General features: G+C 33.9%; 19 protein-coding genes. 18 read left to right on the top strand and 1 reads right to left on the bottom strand.

The features are described from left to right. Positions 1 to 15: 15 nt before the first annotated feature. From ilvN to C1X07_RS17495, 18 genes are all read left to right on the top strand, one after another. Entirely contained in the window at positions 16 to 549 is a 534-nt protein-coding gene (gene ilvN, locus C1X07_RS17580) for an acetolactate synthase small subunit (RefSeq protein ID WP_206604252.1), read from the top strand. A gap of 189 nt (positions 550 to 738) precedes the next feature. Next, complete coding sequence (ilvC, locus tag C1X07_RS17575; RefSeq protein WP_103071346.1) at positions 739 to 2,214, top strand: ketol-acid reductoisomerase; 1,476 nt, start codon at positions 739 to 741, stop codon at positions 2,212 to 2,214. Positions 2,215 to 2,315: 101 nt separating this feature from the next. Then, positions 2,316 to 3,590 carry a threonine ammonia-lyase IlvA gene (ilvA, locus tag C1X07_RS17570; RefSeq protein WP_103071345.1) on the top strand — a complete coding sequence of 425 codons (1,275 nt, stop codon included), beginning with the start codon at positions 2,316 to 2,318 and terminating at the stop codon, positions 3,588 to 3,590. Positions 3,591 to 3,855: 265 nt separating this feature from the next. Next, positions 3,856 to 4,425: an OmpA family protein gene (locus C1X07_RS17565; RefSeq protein WP_128755314.1), complete on the top strand. Its 570-nt coding sequence runs from the start codon at positions 3,856 to 3,858 to the stop codon at positions 4,423 to 4,425. A gap of 234 nt (positions 4,426 to 4,659) precedes the next feature. Next, the gene (locus tag C1X07_RS17560) at positions 4,660 to 5,217 is read left to right on the top strand and encodes an outer membrane beta-barrel protein (protein WP_103071343.1); all 558 of its coding nucleotides are present in this window, start codon (positions 4,660 to 4,662) and stop codon (positions 5,215 to 5,217) included. A 242-nt stretch (positions 5,218 to 5,459) separates the two neighbouring features. Next, positions 5,460 to 6,029: an OmpA family protein gene (locus C1X07_RS17555; protein ID WP_103071342.1), complete on the top strand. Its 570-nt coding sequence runs from the start codon at positions 5,460 to 5,462 to the stop codon at positions 6,027 to 6,029. A gap of 679 nt (positions 6,030 to 6,708) precedes the next feature. Beyond that, positions 6,709 to 7,347 (top strand): GNAT family N-acetyltransferase, encoded by a 639-nt coding sequence (locus C1X07_RS17550; protein ID WP_103071341.1) that lies wholly within the window; start codon positions 6,709 to 6,711, stop codon positions 7,345 to 7,347. Beyond that, positions 7,335 to 8,525 (top strand): argininosuccinate synthase, encoded by a 1,191-nt coding sequence (locus C1X07_RS17545; protein WP_103071340.1) that lies wholly within the window; start codon positions 7,335 to 7,337, stop codon positions 8,523 to 8,525. Before C1X07_RS17550 ends, C1X07_RS17545 begins: the two co-directional genes overlap by 13 nt. Next, positions 8,522 to 9,499 (top strand): N-acetyl-gamma-glutamyl-phosphate reductase, encoded by a 978-nt coding sequence (argC, locus tag C1X07_RS17540; protein WP_103071339.1) that lies wholly within the window; start codon positions 8,522 to 8,524, stop codon positions 9,497 to 9,499. Before C1X07_RS17545 ends, argC begins: the two co-directional genes overlap by 4 nt. Positions 9,500 to 9,529: 30 nt before the next feature. Next, complete coding sequence (proC, locus tag C1X07_RS17535; RefSeq protein ID WP_103071338.1) at positions 9,530 to 10,324, top strand: pyrroline-5-carboxylate reductase; 795 nt, start codon at positions 9,530 to 9,532, stop codon at positions 10,322 to 10,324. 75 nt (positions 10,325 to 10,399) lie between these two features. Next, positions 10,400 to 11,545 carry an aspartate aminotransferase family protein gene (locus tag C1X07_RS17530; protein ID WP_103071337.1) on the top strand — a complete coding sequence of 382 codons (1,146 nt, stop codon included), beginning with the start codon at positions 10,400 to 10,402 and terminating at the stop codon, positions 11,543 to 11,545. After that, positions 11,542 to 12,738, top strand: a complete 1,197-nt coding sequence (locus C1X07_RS17525; protein ID WP_103071336.1) for a glutamate-5-semialdehyde dehydrogenase — start codon at positions 11,542 to 11,544, stop codon at positions 12,736 to 12,738. The genes C1X07_RS17530 and C1X07_RS17525 overlap by 4 nt, the downstream gene beginning before the upstream one ends. Beyond that, on the top strand, positions 12,722 to 13,516 hold the full coding sequence (proB, locus tag C1X07_RS17520; protein WP_103071335.1) for a glutamate 5-kinase: 795 nt from the start codon (positions 12,722 to 12,724) through the stop codon (positions 13,514 to 13,516). Before C1X07_RS17525 ends, proB begins: the two co-directional genes overlap by 17 nt. Then, positions 13,509 to 14,456, top strand: coding sequence for an N-acetylornithine carbamoyltransferase (locus C1X07_RS17515; protein ID WP_103071334.1), 948 nt, complete (start codon positions 13,509 to 13,511; stop codon positions 14,454 to 14,456). The genes proB and C1X07_RS17515 overlap by 8 nt, the downstream gene beginning before the upstream one ends. A 1-nt stretch (position 14,457) precedes the next feature. Continuing rightward, complete coding sequence (argB, locus tag C1X07_RS17510) at positions 14,458 to 15,240, top strand: acetylglutamate kinase (protein ID WP_103071333.1); 783 nt, start codon at positions 14,458 to 14,460, stop codon at positions 15,238 to 15,240. Positions 15,241 to 15,243: 3 nt separating this feature from the next. Next, the gene (locus tag C1X07_RS17505) at positions 15,244 to 16,308 is read left to right on the top strand and encodes a M20 family metallo-hydrolase (protein WP_103071332.1); all 1,065 of its coding nucleotides are present in this window, start codon (positions 15,244 to 15,246) and stop codon (positions 16,306 to 16,308) included. A gap of 86 nt (positions 16,309 to 16,394) precedes the next feature. Then, positions 16,395 to 17,672: an argininosuccinate lyase gene (argH, locus tag C1X07_RS17500; RefSeq protein ID WP_103071331.1), complete on the top strand. Its 1,278-nt coding sequence runs from the start codon at positions 16,395 to 16,397 to the stop codon at positions 17,670 to 17,672. Between the two features lie 638 nt (positions 17,673 to 18,310). Then, the gene (locus C1X07_RS17495) at positions 18,311 to 19,192 is read left to right on the top strand and encodes a carbohydrate kinase family protein (protein WP_103071330.1); all 882 of its coding nucleotides are present in this window, start codon (positions 18,311 to 18,313) and stop codon (positions 19,190 to 19,192) included. Here C1X07_RS17495 and C1X07_RS17490 read toward each other — a convergent pair. Next, positions 19,176 to 19,547, bottom strand: coding sequence for a hypothetical protein (locus C1X07_RS17490; RefSeq protein ID WP_103071329.1), 372 nt, complete (start codon positions 19,545 to 19,547; stop codon positions 19,176 to 19,178). The two genes, C1X07_RS17495 and C1X07_RS17490, sit on opposite strands and share 17 nt — an antisense overlap. Positions 19,548 to 20,478 lie beyond the last annotated feature (931 nt).

The raw sequence follows: 20,478 nt of genomic DNA, 5'->3' as shown, positions 1-20,478 counted from the left end.
TACAATATACTAGTAATGAAAAAAGAAAATTATACCATATCAGTATATACTGAAAACAACATAGGATTGTTGAATAGAATTTCGGCAATATTTTTAAGAAGGCATATAAATCTGGAAAGTTTTACAGCTTCTGTCTCAGAGATCAAAGATGTATATCGTTTTACAATTGTAGTTTGTATTACCGAAGAACAAGTAAAAAAGATCATTGGGCAGATAGAAAAACAAATTGAAGTGATCAAAGCGTTTTATCATAAAGACGATGAAACTATTTATCAGGAAACGGCTTTGTTTAAAGTAGCTTCAAAATTGTTGTTTGAAGAACGTAAGATTCAAAATGTGATCAAAGATAGTAATGCGAATATCGTAACGGTTACTCCAGAATTTTTTGTTATTGAAAAAACAGGAAGACGTAGAGATGTCGAAAAACTATATGATGAACTAGAGCCTTATGGGCTAATGCAGTTTGTAAGATCTGGTAGGATATCGATAACAAAAGAAAAAATGCATATTTCTAAAATATTAGAAAATTTTGCAATAGAAGCAGTATAAGGATAGTAGTGACATTCTTTTTGGTTATTGTTCTCAGGCATGTACTGCACTTGTAGAAGTGTTGCCCAAGAATTATAAACAGAAAGATAAAACCCGTCTCGAATTTACTTCGAACATCATAAGTTAAACAACTAAAAATTAAAATTAAACTAAATTTCCGCACGGAAATCACAACAAATTAAGAAAGAAATGGCAAATTATTTTAATACGCTATCATTAAGAGATCAGTTAACACAATTAGGAAAATGCAGATTCATGGATGCTGAAGAGTTTTCTGGTGGAGTTGAAGCATTAAAAGGAAAAAAAATGGTTATTGTTGGGTGTGGAGCTCAGGGACTTAACCAGGGATTAAATATGAGAGATTCTGGTTTAGATGTTTCATATGCGCTTCGCGAAGCGGCCATCAAAGAAAAAAGACAATCTTTTAAGAATGCATCAGAGAATGGATTTACAGTAGGAACCTACGAAGAATTAATTCCTAATGCCGATGTAGTTATTAATTTAACACCAGATAAACAACATACTCAGGTAGTAAATGCCGTAATGCCATTAATGAAAAAAGGAGCTACCTTATCATATTCTCATGGTTTTAATATTGTAGAAGAAGGTATGGAGGTAAGAGATGATCTTACCGTGATTATGGTAGCACCAAAATGTCCTGGATCAGAGGTAAGAGAAGAGTATAAAAGAGGCTTTGGAGTACCTACTTTAATAGCAGTACATCCTGAAAACGATCCTCAGGGACATGGTTTTGATCAGGCAAAAGCATATGCAGCAGGAACAGGAGGTCATAGAGCCGGAGTTTTAGAATCTTCCTTTGTAGCAGAAGTAAAATCTGACCTTATGGGAGAGCAAACCATCTTATGTGGATTGTTACAAACAGGATCTATCCTTTGCTTTGATAAAATGGTTGAAAAAGGAATCGAACCAGGGTATGCCTCTAAATTAATCCAGTATGGATGGGAAACCATTACAGAAGGAATGAAGTACGGTGGAATCACTAATATGATGGATCGATTATCAAATGTTTCTAAGATTAAAGCATTTGAACTTTCAGAAGAATTAAAAGAAATTATGCGTCCGTTGTTTCAGAAACATATGGATGATATTATGAAAGGTCATTTTTCTAAAACAATGATGGAAGATTGGGCGAATGATGATAAAAATTTATTATCATGGAGAGCAGAAACCGGTGAAACAGCATTCGAAAAAACGCCTGCAGGAGATGTTGAAATCTCTGAGCAAGAGTTTTATGACAATGGAGTATTAATGGTGGCCATGGTAAGAGCTGGTGTAGAATTAGCTTTTGAAGCAATGACAGATTCTGGAATTATAGAAGAATCAGCATATTATGAATCTCTACATGAGACTCCACTAATAGCAAATACTATAGCACGAAAAAAATTATTTGAAATGAATCGTGTGATTTCGGATACAGCAGAGTATGGATGTTATTTATTTGATCATGCTTGTAAACCGTTGTTAACTGATTTTATGAAAGGTATCGATACCGATGTAATAGGTAAACCATATGATGAAGGAAAAAGTAAAGGAGTAGACAATGCCAAATTAATAGAGGTAAACAATGCCTTAAGAAACCATCCTATCGAGATTATTGGAGCTAGACTTAGAGCATCTATGACTGCAATGAAACCAATAGTATAATCAGTTTATTTTGTCTGGTCGGATCTGTTGAAGTTTTGAGATGTGTATTGTGTAGACTTTAATAGATCCAGACCGATAAAGTAAGATAGTAAACTTAAATTATGAGTACCACCACGGTAACCACCACCACGTATTTTCCTAAGCTAGAGGATATAAAAAAAGCGGCTTCTACAATCCAGGAAGTCTCTATGATAACTCCTCTTATGAATAGTATTAGATATTCTCGAAGGTATAATGCTAATGTTTTACTAAAACGAGAAGATCTACAGCGGGTACGCTCATATAAGATCAGAGGTGCCTTTAATAAAATAAGTTCTCTTACCAAAGAACAATTAGAAAGAGGAGTGGTCTGTGCAAGTGCAGGAAACCATGCACAAGGAGTAGCATTTGCCTGTAATCATTTAAAAATAGAAGGTACTATATATATGCCTTCTGTAACACCAAAACAAAAAGTTGAACAAACTCAAATGTTTGGAGGTGATCATGTGAAAATTGTTCTTGAAGGAGATACATTTGATGACTCTTCTAAAGCGGCAATGCAAGTTTGCCAATCAGAAGGAAAAACCTTTGTACATCCATTTGAAGATCCAAAAACTATTGAAGGACAGGGAACCATAGGACTTGAGATTTTTGAACAATCAAAAGAACCTATAGACTATGTTTTTGTCGCTATAGGTGGCGGGGGATTAGCCTCTGGATTGTGTGGTGCACTAAAGGCATTATCACCACATACAAAAATTATTGGGGTAGAACCCGAAGGAGCACCTTCTATGCTAACCTCTATCCAAAATAATAAGAACACAGAGGTTTTTGATATCGATAAGTTTATAGATGGAGCTGCTGTTCAAAAAGTTGGAGATCTTAATTTTGAGATATGTAAAGAGTATTTGTCAGATATGTATACCGTTCCTGAAGGGTTGGTATGCCAAACTATACTGGATTTATACAATAGAGACGCTATTGTTGTAGAACCAGCAGGAGCACTTACTCTTGCTGCCCTCGAATTTTATAAAGATAAGATCGAAGGTAAAAATGTAGTTTGTATCGTAAGTGGTAGCAACAATGATATTACCCGTACTGCCGAAATTAAGGAAAGAGCTTTGCTATATGCAGATTTAAAACACTACTTTATTGTACGTTTTCCGCAAAGAGCAGGAGCATTAAAACAATTTGTTGGAGAGGTATTAGGACCCAATGATGACATCACTCATTTTGAATATTCTAAAAAATCAAGTAGAGAGAATGGACCCGCGGTAGTAGGGATCGAACTCAAAGATAAAAAAGACCTGAAACCTCTAATTTCTAGAATGAAATCACTTAACTTCTTTGGTGATTATTTAAACGACAAACCAGATCTGTTTCAGTTTTTAGTATGATGTAAGAATTAATAATCAGTTATACTTTGAGTTTACTGTAAAAGAGAATTCTAATGCGGTAAACTCAAAGTATAAATGATATAAATTGTGCTGCAAAATTGATATTGTGGATGTTTGATGCTTTGAATAGTCTAAAATAGATATCTATAATGGTTTGAAAAACAATATACTACTATTGTTTGTTGTGTTTTTTTTAACAAAAAACAGCAGATTCTTGCTTTTTATCGGTATATTCGCTCTTTTAAACGATAAAACTAAAACAATTATGAAAAAAATTTTACTTTTTGCCGCAGTTGCTTTACTTGGATTAACGGCTACAAATGCACAAGTTAAACTTGGTTTTGGTCTTGGATATGCTTTCCCTTCTGGAGATATTGCAGATATTACCGATGGAGGGATTTCAGGACATCTTGAACTTGGATATGGTGTAACAGAAGATATCGATGTATCTTTAATGTATCAAGGAGATTTTTTAGTTGGTGCTGATGTAAACACAGGTGTTGGTCAAGTATCTTATGGTGCTGTAGCTTTGGGTAGCTATTTAGTAAATGGTCGTTACTATTTTAAAAAAGAAGGATTTAGACCTTATGGAAGTCTTGGGATAGGTCTTACCAATATAGGTTCTATTGATATAGAGACAACAGGATCAGATTTAGAAGTATCTGCTAGCTCTTCGAATTTTGCTATTCGTCCGGCAGTTGGTTTTAAATATGGAGTACTTAATGTAAACGCCGCATATCTAAACGCAGGAAAAATAGGAGAAGGAAATGGCGAAGCTACTGTAAGTGATTTTACAGTAAACGTGGGTCTTTTATTTACTTTCGGAGGAAAGTAATTCACTCAATTCTATAAAGTTAAAAAGAGACGATTGTATATGATCGTCTCTTTGTCTTTCAAATAAATAATTTCAAAAAAATAAAAGTAAATGACAAGTGTTTGGTTTTTTTAGTGAATTGCACTAATAAAAATATTTTTTGTTATAAAATTAAACACAAATCTGTCTAATCAATTTCAATTTTGATCTGATAACTGGTTAAAACGATACTTAACATAAATTAATATTTCAATTATGAGAAAAATTTTATTTTTTGCCGCAGTTGCTTTACTAGGGTTAACGACCACACATGCACAGGTTAAACTAGGTTTTGGGCTTGGATATGCCATTCCTTCTGGAGATATTTCTGATTTTACCGATGGAGGTATTTCGGGACATTTTGAATTGGGATATGGAGTAACTGAAGATATAGATGTTTCTGTCTTATTACATGGTGATTTTTTAAGTAGTAAAGACGTAGGTGCAATATCCTATCAAGGTTTGGCTCTTGGAAGTTTAATGGTAAATGGTCGTTATTACTTCAAAAAAGAAGGCTTTAGACCTTATGGAAGCCTTGGGATTGGATTTGCCGAAATAGGAAGCCTAGAGGTAAACACACTGGGAACCACTGTTGTTGGAACTGAAAGAACCACCAACTTTTCATTTAGCCCTGCAGTTGGTTTTAAATACGGAGTGCTTAATGTTAATGCCGCATATCTTAATGCGGGAAAAATAGGAGAAGGAGACGGTAAAGCTACAGTAAGTGATATTTCACTAAACGTAGGTCTTCTGTTTACTTTTGGGGGAAAATAATTCACTCAATTTTATAAAAATAAAAAGAGACGATCACATATGATCGTCTCTTTTTGTTATAGAACGAATAATCTAAAAAAAAATACAAATAAATCATAAGTATTTAAGTTTTTGTTTGTTAGTGAATTACACTAATAAAAATATTTTTTGCTCTAAAATTAGGTACAAATATGTCTAACTAATTTCAATTTTGGTCTGGTAATTGGTAAGTACCATAATCAACATAAATTAATATTTCAATTATGAGAAAATTTTTATTACTAGCTGCAGTCGCATTATTAGGAATGACTGCTACAAATGCACAAGTTAAATTAGGTTTTGGTCTTGGATATGCCTTTCCTTCTGGAGATATTGCAGATATAACCGATGGTGGTCTTTCTGGTAACCTCGAACTAGGGTACGGTGTTACAGAAGATATAGATGTATCACTAATGTATCAGGGAGACTTTCTAATTGGAGGAGATGTAAATACAGCTGTTGGTCAAGTGTCTTACGGAGCAGTAGCTCTTGGAAGTTACTTGGTAAACGGGCGTTACTACTTTAAGAAAGAAGGGTTTAGACCTTATGGAAGCCTTGGGATAGGTCTTACCAATGTAGGTTCTGTAGATATTGAAACAACAGGAAATGATGTAGAGGTAGTAGCCAGTACATCTAATTTTGCTATTCGTCCAGCAGTTGGTTTTAAATATGGGGTACTTAATGTAAACGCCGCATATTTAAATGCGGGAAAAGTAGGAGACGGAGCTGCTGAAGTTTCTGTAAGTGATTTTACTTTAAATGTAGGTGTGCTATTTACCTTCGGGGGAAATTAAGAATATATAATATAGATACTATAATAAAGACGACCTTTTTGGTCGTCTTTATTTAATAACTAAAAATTATTCGTGTGATAAATTTAACTCTATAGTATCATATTAGTAATCAAAGCTATATAATTTTGATAAAACCTTAAAAATTGTATCTTTTTTACAATTAATTAATCTTGGATATTATTTTTTTACGTAATATTGCATCATCTAGTTAACGAAAGGGGCTACGGCCGACGATTTAGAGTTACTATTATGAAAACGATACATTACATATCTACAGCAGCTGAGGTTCAATCTTTGAACGTATTGAATAATTCTATTATTCCTGTATTTCGTTTTCGCCGCCCCTTGGGGGTCTAATTTTCTTTTGAAGTAGGTGCGTCCTGCTTCCCCTAGAGACATCGAATCCATTTAATGAAACTGTTTTTTGAAATGAATGCTAAGGCATAAAATTCAAAAGAATTGTTTTACCTATCTTTTTGAAGATAGACCGGTTCTAATTTATTAAAGAACCCACCTTTCATCTGGATTCTTACACAGCAAAAATAATTTTAATATCAAAGCTTCGGTAATAGGCTTAATTAGGTTTTAAATTAAAACTTCTAATCATAAATGATAACAATTAGAAGAATGTTTTTTACGAATTGAACCTAACTATTAAAAAGGAAACAAAAGAGAGTTGATGAAAAAAGTTGACATCATAATTGCCAATGAAAACCATCTTCACTACGCAATAGAAATATGCGAAGTGATATCTGAATCTGCCAAAGTTAGAGGTACAGGTATAGCAAAACGTACACCCGAATATATTCAAACCAAGATACAAAATAGAAATGCAATTATAGCCTTGTCTGGCGATCGGTTTGCGGGATTCTGTTATATCGAGGTTTGGGGGCATGAGAAGTACGTAGCACACTCTGGTCTAATTGTACATCCGGATTTTAGACATCAGGGGTTGGCAAAAAAAATCAAAGAATTTACATTTAATCACTCTTTAAAAAAATACCCAACAGCCAAGGTTTTTGGAATCACAACTGGATTGGCAGTGATGAAGATCAACTCTGATCTAGGGTATAAACCTGTTACGTTTTCAGAGCTAACAGATGATCCGAAATTTTGGGCAGGCTGTAAAACATGTACAAATTTTGATATTCTAACTTCTAAAGATCATAAAATGTGCTTATGTACAGGAATGTTGTATGATCCGCAACAAGAAGAAAAGAAAAAAGAAAAATGGTACAACAAAAAAGTATTAAAAAGATTAAAAAAAATTAAGCAGACCATGCTTGTAAAAAATAAACAATTGTTATGGAAAAAGTAGTATTGGCGTATAGTGGAGGTCTAGACACTTCGTATTGTGTAAAATATCTTATTCACCAACAAAACTTGGAGGTACACACTATTTTGGTAAATACCGGAGGCTTTTCTGAAAAAGAATTAATAGACACAGAAAAAAGAGCATACGAATTAGGGAGTTCTTCTCATGTAAATAAAACTATTCTGGATGAGTTTTATAACAAAGCAATCAAGTATCTGATCTTTGGTAATGTTTTAAAAAATAATACGTATCCACTCTCAGTGAGTGCAGAACGAATCTTCCAAGCTATAGAAGTTATTAATTATGCCAAAGAAGTTGGAGCAAAATACATAGCACACGGCAGCACAGGAGCAGGAAACGACCAGATTAGGTTTGATGTGATTTTTCAGACGTTAGCTCCAGAAATTGAGATTATTACACCCATTAGAGATCTAAAACTTTCTAGACAGGAAGAAGTAGAGTATTTAGAAAAACATGGAGTGCATTATAGCTGGGAGAAAGCACAATACTCTATCAATAAAGGAATCTGGGGAACCAGTGTAGGGGGTAAAGAAACACTTACCTCACACAGTGCATTACCCGATATGGCATATCCAAGCCAACTTGAAAAGCAAAAGGAAGAAATCATAACTCTTAATTTTGAGAAAGGAGAACTAGTTGGATTAGATGGTATTAAAGATTTGCCCGTTAAAAATATTCAAAAACTCGAAGAATTAGCAAGCGCATTTGCAATCGGTAGAGATACCCATGTTGGAGATACAATTATCGGAATAAAAGGAAGAGTAGGTTTTGAAGCGGCAGCACCAATGGTAATTATAAAAGCACATCATCTATTAGAAAAACATGTGCTAACCAAATGGCAACAATATTGGAAAGAACAACTAGCCAATTGGTATGGGATGTTATTACATGAAGGAAATTATCTAGACCCTGTAATGAGAAACATCGAAGTGTTTATGGAAGATGCTCAAAAATCTGTTACGGGAGATGTCATTGTAAAACTCAAACCTTATCATTTTACATTAGAAGGAATAGAATCTGATTTTGATATGATGAAATCTGATTTCGGTCAGTATGGTGAAATGAATAACTCCTGGACATCTGATGACGCCAAAGGCTTTATTAAAATCTATGGCAATGCAAATAAGATATATCACAACATAAATTCGAACGAATCATGATACAAGCAGGAATTATAGGAGGATCAGGATATACAGCAGGAGAGTTGCTTAGGTTATTAATACATCATCCTGGGGTAGCATTAAACTTTGTATATAGTACCACAAATTCGGGAGTGCCAATAAGTAAGCAGCATCCAGACTTAATAGGAGAGATAGATCTCGAATTTACAGATACGATTAACCCAAATATCGATGTGTTGTTTTTATGCCTAGGGCACGGAAGATCAAAATCATTTCTGTCAGATCACTCATTTTCTCCAACAACTAAAGTTATCGACTTAGGAAATGATTTTAGACTCGTTGAAGACAAAAGATATTTGAATAGAGATTTTGTATACGGTCTTCCTGAGTTGCAAAAAGATCAAATCACGGTAGCAAATAATATTGCGAATCCTGGATGTTTTGCGACAGCAATCCAATTGGGGTTATTACCATTGGTTTCTTCAGGAAAAATTAAAGACGCTATACACATCAATGCAACAACAGGAAGCACAGGTGCTGGAGTGATGCCAGGGGGAACAACTCATTTTAGTTGGAGAGATAATAATTTTTCTAGCTATAAAGTGTTTACACATCAACATTTGGGAGAGATAGAGCAGAGTCTTAAACAATTGCAACCTGATATAGATGTTCCTATCTTTTTTATTCCCAATAGAGGTAATTTTAGTAAAGGCATTTATGCTACTATGTATACCAAATATGAGGGTAGCGAAGAAGAAGCAAACGAATTGTATAAAACTTTTTATAAAGAGGCTCAGTTTACGATGATCTCCGATCAAGAAATTCACCTAAAACAAGTGGTTAATACAAATAAATGCATTCTGCATATTAGTAAAAAGAATGAAATGTTATTGATCACTTCGGTAATTGATAATTTGATTAAAGGAGCATCAGGGCAGGCGATCCATAATATGAACCTCATGTTTGGGCTAGATGAGAGAGTAGGTTTAGAACTAAAAGCAAGTGCGTTTTAATAAAAACTCGAATCAAAAAACAGAATTAAAATGAATAAAATAACAATCATAGGAGGAGGTAACCTGGGAAAATCAATAATCTCAGGACTAGCAAGCAGTAATTTGTTTGAAGCAGAGTCGATCACTGTGGTAGACAAGTCAAAATACAACCTTAAAGAAATAGAAGAAAATTTAGGAGTATCTACTTCGCAAAACATTATAGAATCTATTATCGATGTAGAATGGATAATTCTGTGTGTACAACCAAGGCAATTAGATAGTGTTTTGCAAGAAGTAAAAGATGTAGTAACAATTGATCAAGTATTGATTTCTACAGTTACGGGGACTTCAATTTCTGAAATTAATGAAGTGATTCCTGAAAATAAGGTGATTAGAGTGATGCCAAATACCGGGGCTTCCAAAAAATTATCAATGACTTGTATCGCTGCTAATGATGATGTAACAGAGGAGCTAACAATGGTTCAAAAAATGTTTGATACTATTGGTAAAACACTAGTTATAGAAGAACGACTAATGCAAGCAGCGACAGTTTTGGGAGCAAGTGGTATTGCCTTTTTTCTTAGATTTTTAAGAGCTATGATTCAAGGAGGTATCCAAATGGGATTTCATCCTCATGAAGCACAGATTATTGCCGTACAAACAGCTATGGGAGCAGCAACATTGGTAGCAGAAAATGGAACACATCCGGAATGTGAAATTGATAAAGTGACCACTCCACAAGGATGTACCATAGAAGGTTTAAATGAAATGGAACATAGAGGGCTAAGTTCTTCTGTGATTAAAGGAGTGATGGCTTCTTATGAAAAAATAAATACAATAAAATAATTGATCATTTATAAGTAGTCAGTTGATCGATAATTTACTGTTAACTATTAAGAAATTAACCAACAACCTAATATTATGAAACTTTTTGACGTATATCCGTTATATGATGTAGAACCAGTGAATGCCTATGATTGCATAGTGGTAGATAAAAATGGCACTGAATACTTAGATATGTACGGAGGACATGCCGTGATTTCTATCGGTCATTCTCATCCTCATTATGTAAAAAGATTAAAAGAGCAGGTAGAAAAGATTGGCTTTTATTCTAATGCCGTTCAAAATAGCATGCAAACCAAACTGGCAGAAAAACTTGGCAAATTATCAGGATATGAAGAGTATCAATTGTTTTTGTGTAATTCTGGAGCAGAAGCTAATGAAAATGCATTAAAACTAGCTTCTTTCTATACAGGCAAATCTAGAGTAGTAGCTTTTAGTAATGGTTTTCATGGTAGAACATCTGCCGCGGTTGCCGCTACAGATAATGCCAAAATCAATTCACCACTAAATGCTCAGCAAGAGGTTACTTTTTTGCCATTAAATCAAATAGATCTTGTTAAAACTGAATTAGCAAAAGGAGATGTATGTGCACTAATAATAGAACCAATACAAGGAGTGGGAGGATTAGATGAAGGCACTACTCAATTTTTTACTGAGTTAGAAACATTGTGCCATGAGTTTGGAGTAGTTTTAATTTTGGATGAAGTGCAATCTGGTTATGGGAGAACAGGAAAATTCTTTGCTCATCAGTATCATGGGATTACACCGGATATTATATCGATAGCAAAAGGGATGGGTAATGGTTTTCCGGTTGGAGGGATTATGATAGCACCACATATTAATCCAGAATTCGGAATGTTAGGAACCACTTTTGGTGGTAACCACCTTGCTTGTGCGGCGGCCATAGCCGTGTTAGAAGTTATAGAAACCGAAAACCTAATAGATAATGCCAAATTAACTGGAGAGTATTTTGAGTCTATTGCAAAACAATTGCCAGGTGTGCAAAAAGTAAAAGGAAAGGGGTTAATGCTGGGATTAGAATTTGATTTTGAAGTCGGTGAACTACGAAAAAAGATGATCTATGATCAACATATTTTCACAGGAGGAGCCATGAACAAGAAATTGCTAAGAATACTTCCACCACTAACAATAGGAAAAAGAGAAATAGATCAACTTATAAAAGCATTGCACAGTGTTCTGGAAGGAGAGAAAGTAGGATTATGAATACACCACTAAGTATAGTACAGAGAAATTCGGTTTTAGAAGATATGATGATTCTTGTAGATCAAAACAGGAATGCGATCATAGCAGCCAACCTAAAAGATCTCGAAAAATTTTCTGATGGTGATCTGGCTATGCAAGATCGCTTGAAAGTGGATCAAAAAAAGGTCAATGGAATGATTGAAGCACTAAGGCAATTATCAAATCAAGAAGATCCTGTTGGCGTAGAAAGATTTAGATGTACTCATGATAACGGGATGCAAATATGTAATAAAACAGCTTCTTTTGGAACTGTACTTATTATTTATGAATCCAGACCAGATGTGACCATAGAAGCAGCGGGGGTTGCTTTTAAATCTGGTAATAAGATTTTACTAAAAGGAGGGAAAGAGTCACTACATTCTAATCTCGAAATTATAAGACTATGGCATCAAGCGTTGTCTCAAAATAATATTACCACCGATTGGGTAGAGTACTTGAATTATGATAGAAAAAACACTCAGGAGTTTCTCCAAAAACCAACACAAAAGGTGGATTTAATAGTCCCGAGAGGAGGAAATAAACTTATTGATTTTGTAAAAACTCATGCTACCTGTCCTGTTATTGTAAGTGGTAGAGGTAACAATTTTGTATATGTACATAAAGAGGCAGATAGAGGATTGGCATTAGATAATATTGTTAATGGTAAGGTAGATAAGATCTCAGCATGTAATGCCGTAGACAAGGTGCTTATCGACAAAGACCTCCCTAATAAAGAAGATTTTGTAAGAAATCTCATTACCACCCTCAAAAACTACAATGTAGAAATATTAGGAGACAAGTCTTTATCAAAGTACGAAGATGTAGGGCAAATAGTTGAAGAAACCATATGGACGGAAGAGTTTTTGGACTATAAAATAGCGATTGGTGAGACTGAAGATATATCAGAGGCAATTTTGAAAATTAATACATATAGCGGTGGACATTCTGCAGCAATTATAACAAGAAATTTGTCTATAGCTGATGAATTTATGTCTCTTATTGATTGTGCAGCAGTTTATCACAACGCTTCTACGCGATTTACAGACGGATTTGAGTTAGGACTGGGTGGAGAACTAGCTATAAGTACTGATAAATTACATCAAAGAGGACCAATCGGATTGCAACATTTGGTAACTAATAAATGGTATATACACGGTGATGGGCAGATTAGGTAAAAAAAGAATAGTACTTAAGTTAGGGTCTAATGTACTAACTAAAGGAACCAACCAAATATCCAGAGGTAAGATTGAGGATATCGGAAGGCAAATTTTGGTCTTACAAGATACATATGAATTCGTAATAGTGAGCTCAGGAGCCATTGCTGTAGCCAAACAATTTGTGAATCTAGAAAGTAATGGTAATGGAGTAGCGATTAATGTAAAGCAAGCTTTGGCATCGATAGGGCAACCACACCTGATGCGAATATTTCAGGAAGGCTTTAGAGATCATGGATTATTAACATCTCAGTGCTTATTGTCTTATTCAGATTTTGAAAAAAAACAGTCTCAAGAGAATATTATCAACACCATTAATGTTTTGATTGCTAATGATTACATTCCAATTATTAATGAGAATGATACTGTGGCGACAGATGAAATCCAATTTGGAGATAATGATAAATTGGCAGCGTTAACAGCATCATTACTCGATGCAGATCTATTGGTGATCGCTACCAATACTAATGGTATTTGTACCAAAGAATCTGTAGAGAATAATACCTGCCAAACAATTACTGAAGTTTATGATATCGAATCTTTAGAAAATGAAATCATTTCTTCAGTTTCTACTCATGGCACAGGAGGGATGAAATCTAAAATCGAAGCAACCAGAATTGCTCAGAAAGCAGATATTGAAACATGGATTATAAACGGTCTAAATGATGATTTTATAATGAATGCTATTCATAATAAAATACAATTCACTAAAATAAATAATGTAGTACATAATGAATAATTACTTTTCTATAGAAGATATAGACTCATTATCCGATTGGATAAATGAAGCTATTGAAATAAAAAAAGCCCCGTTATCCAATAAACAGTTGGGGCAAAATAAAACCATTGGCTTATTATTTTTTAATCCAAGTCTTCGTACACGTTTAAGTACTCAAAAAGCTGCATTGAATCTGGGGATGAATGTATTGGTGATGAATTTTACTGGTGAGGGTTGGTCATTAGAACATGAAGATGGTACTGTGATGGATCAAGGAAACTCTGAACATGTAAAAGAAGCGGCACAAGTGGTTTCTCAATATTGTGATGTGCTGGCAATCAGAGCTTTTGCAAAACTAGAGAATAGAGAAGATGATTATAGCGAGAAAGTACTAAATAATTTTATGAAATATGCTTCTATTCCTATAGTAAATATGGAAAGTGCTACAAAACACCCCTTACAAGCATTAACAGACGCTATAACAATTACCGAAAATAAGAAAGTAAAAAAACCAAAGGTTGTACTATCATGGGCACCACATCCAAAAGCCTTACCACAGGCAGTTGCAAATTCTTTTGTAGAGATGATGCAGCGTATGGACGCACATTTTGTAATTACCCACCCCGTGGGATTTGAGTTAGCCAGTCAGATTACTAAGCAGGTGCCCATTGATTACAACCAAAATAATGCATTAAAAGATGCCGACTTTGTATATGTTAAAAACTGGAGCTCTTATGAAAATTATGGTCAAACATTAGTCAATGATCTCTCCTGGAAAATCACCCAAGAAAAGATGAAAGTAACCAATAATGCTAAGTTTATGCATTGTTTACCCGTGAGAAGAAATGTGGTTGTAGATGATGCCGTTATTGATAGTGATAATTCTATTGTGATCGAACAAGCAAACAATAGAACATATGCAGCGCAATTAGTTTTAAAGAAAATATTAGAAGAATCGTAATATGGAAAAACAAAAGCTATTGGTAGCCAAAATAGGAGGTAACATTATAGGAGATAAAAAGGCTCTAGCTTCCTTTCTGAAAGATTTTTCTAAAATAAAAGGATCCAAAATTTTGGTTCATGGTGGAGGAAAATCAGCAACACAACTTGCAGATAGACTAAAAATCAAGACAGAGATGATAGATGGTCGAAGAATTACATCTGCAGAGAATTTGGACATTGTAGTAATGACATATGCAGGGTTAATAAATAAAACAATTGTTTCGATGCTGCAGCAAGATCATTGTAACGCATTAGGATTAACAGGAGCAGATGGCAATGTGATTCTGGCTGAGAAAAGACCAGTAAAATTTGTGGACTATGGATATGTAGGAGATGTGATTCAGGTAAATAGCCATATGATAAAAACATTCTTGGATATAGAAACAGTACCCGTTTTTTGTGCCGTTACTCATGATGGAGAGGGACAACTATTTAATACTAATGCAGATACCATTGCGTCAGAAATAGCTTCGGCAATGAGTGCAGACTATGAAGTGTCATTATTTTATTGTTTTGAGTTAAAAGGAGTTTTAGAAAATATCGAAGACAAAGATTCTGTAATAGAACATATTGACTTAAAGAAGTATAATGAGTTGATTGATAACAAAGTGATTGTGGATGGAATGCTCCCAAAGCTTCAGAATTGTTTTGATGCATTACAAAAACAAGTAAATAAAGTACACATTGCCAATGCAGATTTTATAAAAGATGCTTCTACTAAACACACAACCTTAAGTCTATAAGTGATGATTACAAAACTAACAACTGAGGCAATAGAACTTTTGCATAGACTGATAGAAACCCAATCGTTTTCATCAGAAGAAGATAAAACAGCTCAATTGATTGAAGACTGGTTTACATATAATACTATTCCTTTTAAAAGAGAAAACAATAATATTTGGGCATATAATAAGTATTATGACGAATCTAAACAAACCATTTTGTTAAACTCTCATCACGATACGGTAAAACCCAATGGAAACTATACAAATGATCCGTTTAATGCTTTTGTTGAAAATGGAAAACTATATGGCTTAGGTAGCAATGATGCTGGTGGATGTTTGGTTTCATTGCTGGCAACCTTTACCTATTTTTATAGTAGAAAAGACCTAAAATACAATTTTGTAATTGTAGCCTCTGCCGAAGAAGAAAATAGTGGACCATTAGGATTAAAAAGTGTATTAAAGTATTTTGAAAATGTTGAATTTGCGATTGTAGGAGAACCAACATTGATGCAATTAGCAGTTGCAGAAAAAGGTTTGTTGGTCATGGATGTATCAATAAGAGGAACGGCAAGCCATGCTGCGCACCCCAACGATGATAATGCCATTTATAATTCTATACCGGTTATACAGTGGTTTGAATCTTATAGGTTTGAAAAAAAATCTGAAACGCTAGGAGAAGTAAAGATGACCGTAACGCAAATCAATGCCGGTAAACAACATAACGTTGTACCCGCAGGATGCGATCTGGTGGTGGATATAAGAGTAAACGATAAATATAAAAATGAAGAAGTTCTGGAGGTTGTAAAGCAACAAATGCCAAACAATGTAGAGATTAAACCCAGGTCTTTGGATTTAGGATCGTCATCGATATCCATAGATCATCCAATTGTAAAATCAGGAGTTTCATTAGGAAGAACCACATATGGCTCACCAACATTATCAGATCAATCTGTATTGCGATGTCCATCGTTAAAATTGGGACCAGGGGACTCTACTCGATCACATTCTGCAAATGAGTTTATTTATATAGATGAGATTAAAGAAGGGGTCGAATTATACATAAAGATTCTCGAAGGTATCATTTGATAGGATATACTTGATTTTGATACGATCAGAAATCACATATTTAATTTAGATAGGTTATAAATAAGGTTAAAAGTAAAATAGAGAAGATGAAACTTTGGGATAAAGGATTACCTACAGATCAGAAGATTGATATGTTTACTGTAGGCAATGACAGGCAGTTAGACATGGTGATAGCCAAATATGATGTGCAGGCAACATTAGCGCATACCAAAATGTTACACAAGATCGGATTACTTTCGGATAAAGAAATTTCTGAAATTGAAAAAGAATTGAATATATTAGGGAGGGAAATAGAAAAAGGAACCTTTATAATAGAAGAACAGTTTGAAGATGTTCATTCTAAAATCGAATTTGAATTGATCAAAAGGATAGGGGATACAGGAAAACGAATTCATACAGCTAGATCACGTAATGATCAGGTTCTTGTAGCAATGCATCTATATCTTAAGGATGAATTGACCCAGATTAAATCCTTGGTTAAAGAATTGTCAGCCAATTTGCTAAGTAGTGCAGAGAAGTATAAAGACATATTACTTCCGGGGTACACACATTTACAAATCGCCATGCCATCATCTTTTGGGCTTTGGTTCTCTGCCTATGCCGAAAGTTTTGTGGATGATCTGCATTTTGTAAATGCAGCATTAAAAACAGTAGATCAGAATCCTTTGGGAAGCGCAGCAGGCTATGGTAGTTCATTTCCGATAGATAGAGAGTTTACCACCAAAGAATTAGGTTTTGAAACATTAAAATATAATGTAGTAGCTGCCCAAATGAGCCGGGGGAAATCAGAAAAATCAACAGCTTTTGCTATGAGTAGCATAGCAGCAACTTTATCCAAACTAGCGATGGATGTATGTTTGTATATGAGTCAAAATTTTGATTTTATGAGTATTCCTTCAGAGTTTACAACAGGCTCTAGTATCATGCCACATAAGAAAAATCCAGACGTCTTTGAGTTAATAAGGGGAAAGTGTAATAAAATTCAGGCATTACCGTATGAATTAAGCTTATTAATTAATAATTTGCCAAGCGGATATCATAGAGATCTACAATTGCTAAAAGAAGGAGTTGTTCCGGCCATCCAGGATCTAAAAGCATCTTTAGAAATGGCGATTTATGCTTTAGAAAATGTAAGTGTAAACCAAAATATATTAGATGATGATAAATATGATTATTTGTTTAGTGTAGATACTTTAAATGAATTAGTGATGCAAGGAATGTCTTTTAGAGATGCATATGTGAAGATTGGTCAGGATATTGAAAATGGTCATTACAAACCTGAAAAAAATACAAAACACAGCCATATAGGAAGTATTAATAATTTATGCCTTACTAATATTCAAAAGAAGCTAATGGATGTATAATTTTGGTGTAAAATCTATAAAATAACTAACTAACTGAGACCTAAAATCTTTTGGTTGAAAAATTTAAATAATAATAAAAAAAAATATTTATATTAAATAAACTTAAAAAAAGAGAAAAAATATTGAAACAAAAACTATAGAATCAACCCCCTGAATTCAATTTAGGATATTCTGTCAATATAGTAACAAAGATTTCGTTTAGATTAAAAAAAAGCTGGAACAAGTTTAATTGAGTGTAAGTTGAGTTAGTTTGATTTTACGTTTCAGCCTAGACCCTCAGAGGAGTTGTTAACCACTGAGGGTTGTTTTTTTTCATAGATATTATATGCGCAAAAGCAATTTTTAAAGTATTTGAAATGAGAATGTAAGCTAGGTTTTGTCTTATAAAGTAAAAAAAGTTTTGAGATCCGATCGCAGAAAATGGTATACTAATAAACCTATAGAGATGATAGAATAAAAAAGGGCAAAAGCCTATCATCTGGCGTTTTTTACAAAAAATAAATTATGGTTTTCCTTAATTTTAAGGTCAGTTTTGAGTACTAAAAGACTTTTTTATTAAAATTATGTTGCAACAAATTGATGTTAAGATGTTTTGATTGTACCGCTCTTATTTGATCATAAACCATAAATGTACATAGATGAAAATAGCATGTTTTGGAGAAGTACTTTGGGATATATTTCCGGATCACAAAAAGATTGGTGGAGCCCCCCTTAATGTTGCTTTAAGGCTTAAGTCATTAGGAATAGATATTTGTCTAATTACTAGAATAGGAAAAGACCAGCCAGGAAAAGAGCTATTAGACTATATACAAAGGCAAGGATTGTCATCACATGCTTTTCAAATCGATCCTCATTATAAAACCGGAGAGGTGTTGGTTACTTTGGATAAGGATAATACCGCAACATATGAGATTAGTTACCCTGCTGCCTGGGATTTTATAGAATATTCAGAGTATTTGACAAAAGAGATTCAAGAATCAGATGCGATAGTTTTTGGTAGTCTAATATGTAGAAATAAGGTCTCAAGGAATACATTATTGCAGGTATTGGATATAGCTAGATTTAAGGTTTTGGATGTAAACTTAAGAACCCCTTACTATGATATTGAATCATTATTGCTATTAATGAATAAAGCAGATTTTATAAAATTTAATGCAGAAGAATTAGACGAAATCTGTATAGCTCTTAACATTCAAACCAAAACGACAGAAGACCAAGTAATTGCAATAGCGAGTAAGACAAATACAAGTCAGATCTGTATTACAAAAGGGAAGCATGGAGCAACATTGTTTTATCAAAATTTATTCTACAGCAGTAAGGGGTATAAGGTAAAAGTAGTTGATACGGTTGGAGCAGGAGATTCATTTCTGGGAGCTTTGATCAATGAATTGCTTATGGGTAGGCAACCACAAGAGTCTATTGATTATGCATGTGCCATTGGTGCTATGGTTGCTAGTAGTAAAGGAGCTAATCCCGTATTTACAAACGATCAAGTTATAAAACTCATGAAACAAATGTAGATGGGACAAGTGCTTTTAAATCATTAATTACACTAATATTGTGCCTGATACTGGCATAAAGAATAAACAAAATTATAATTGCAACAATAAAACCTAATAGGACTCCATTATTTCTACTAGAAAGCTTTTTAGAGGTTTTGAGATACGCTTTAGACATTTTTTTAGCATAATTGGTTACCAAAGCAAATGCCGGGGCGAAGATCAAAACGATGACCAACATATCTATAAGTACCAATAGGTATCCCTGTTGATCAATACGCCTTTTTACATATTTTAAGATGTATTCATTAATTAATGCAGCCGATAAAACGGCTACTGTATAAATAGCATATTTGGTAGATTGTTTGTTGCTCATAGCTGGGGAACTATTTTTAGTATAAAGCTTAATTCTGGCGACCAAGGTAAAATCTTATATGCTATATTCAAAGAAAAGGATGTTTTTTAAGAAGAAAATACGAAAACAAATTTGTATTACTAGATGAGGTAAAAAATAAAAGGATATAAGTACCTAATAACACTTACATCCTTTTTTTGAATTAGCCCCTTGTAAATTAAAGTAAATCTCTTGTCATACGTTGTTTTTTGTATTTAGGTTTTATCTGTGAATAGCATGGCTTGATGCACCAGGAAGAGTTGCCAAAAAATTCAAAATAAGCCCCAATCTTTTTCTAAATAATTTCATGATAGTTTTTTTTAATTAGTTGTAGTTTTGTTCAATACTATTTTCTTTTATTATGATTCAAATGTATGGACAAATTAGGATGTGACCTATTTCATTATATTTCATTCTTCTATGTAATGCCAAAAGAAAAATGAATTATGGGTTAATTTCAGCCATTTTTTAGGAAATAGAAAATACCAAAAAGATGGAGGAGCTTTACTTTTAAAATATAGTATACTTAGATATTCTTTTTGTATAAAGGATGAGAAGTTTCTGATATTAGTGTATCTTCAATTCAAGGAGCAAGATTAGAAATGGATAACAGTAAAAAAACTAAAAGAGTTTAGAGTAAGAACTAATGTGTTTTTCATTGCTTATATAATATGATGATTTCCTGTGCGTAATCCATACATTCAAAAGAGTATAAAAACGATCCCGGGAGGTGATTAGTACTTCCCGGGGGAGAATAACCCCTTCCCGGGAGGTGATCAAAGGTTCCCGGGAGGTATTTACTACGCCCCGGAACCCTATAAGTGACTCCCGGGCTCGGGGAGACATAGAAACCTGAATATACTTGGTTTGAGGTTATATAAGTAATCTCATGATCAGTATTGTAAAGCCAAAT

Origin of the sequence: Aquimarina sediminis, from assembly GCF_002895435.1 — a bacterium.
Classification (GTDB): domain Bacteria; phylum Bacteroidota; class Bacteroidia; order Flavobacteriales; family Flavobacteriaceae; genus Aquimarina; species Aquimarina sediminis.
This window is presented reverse-complemented; position numbering and strand designations above follow the sequence as displayed.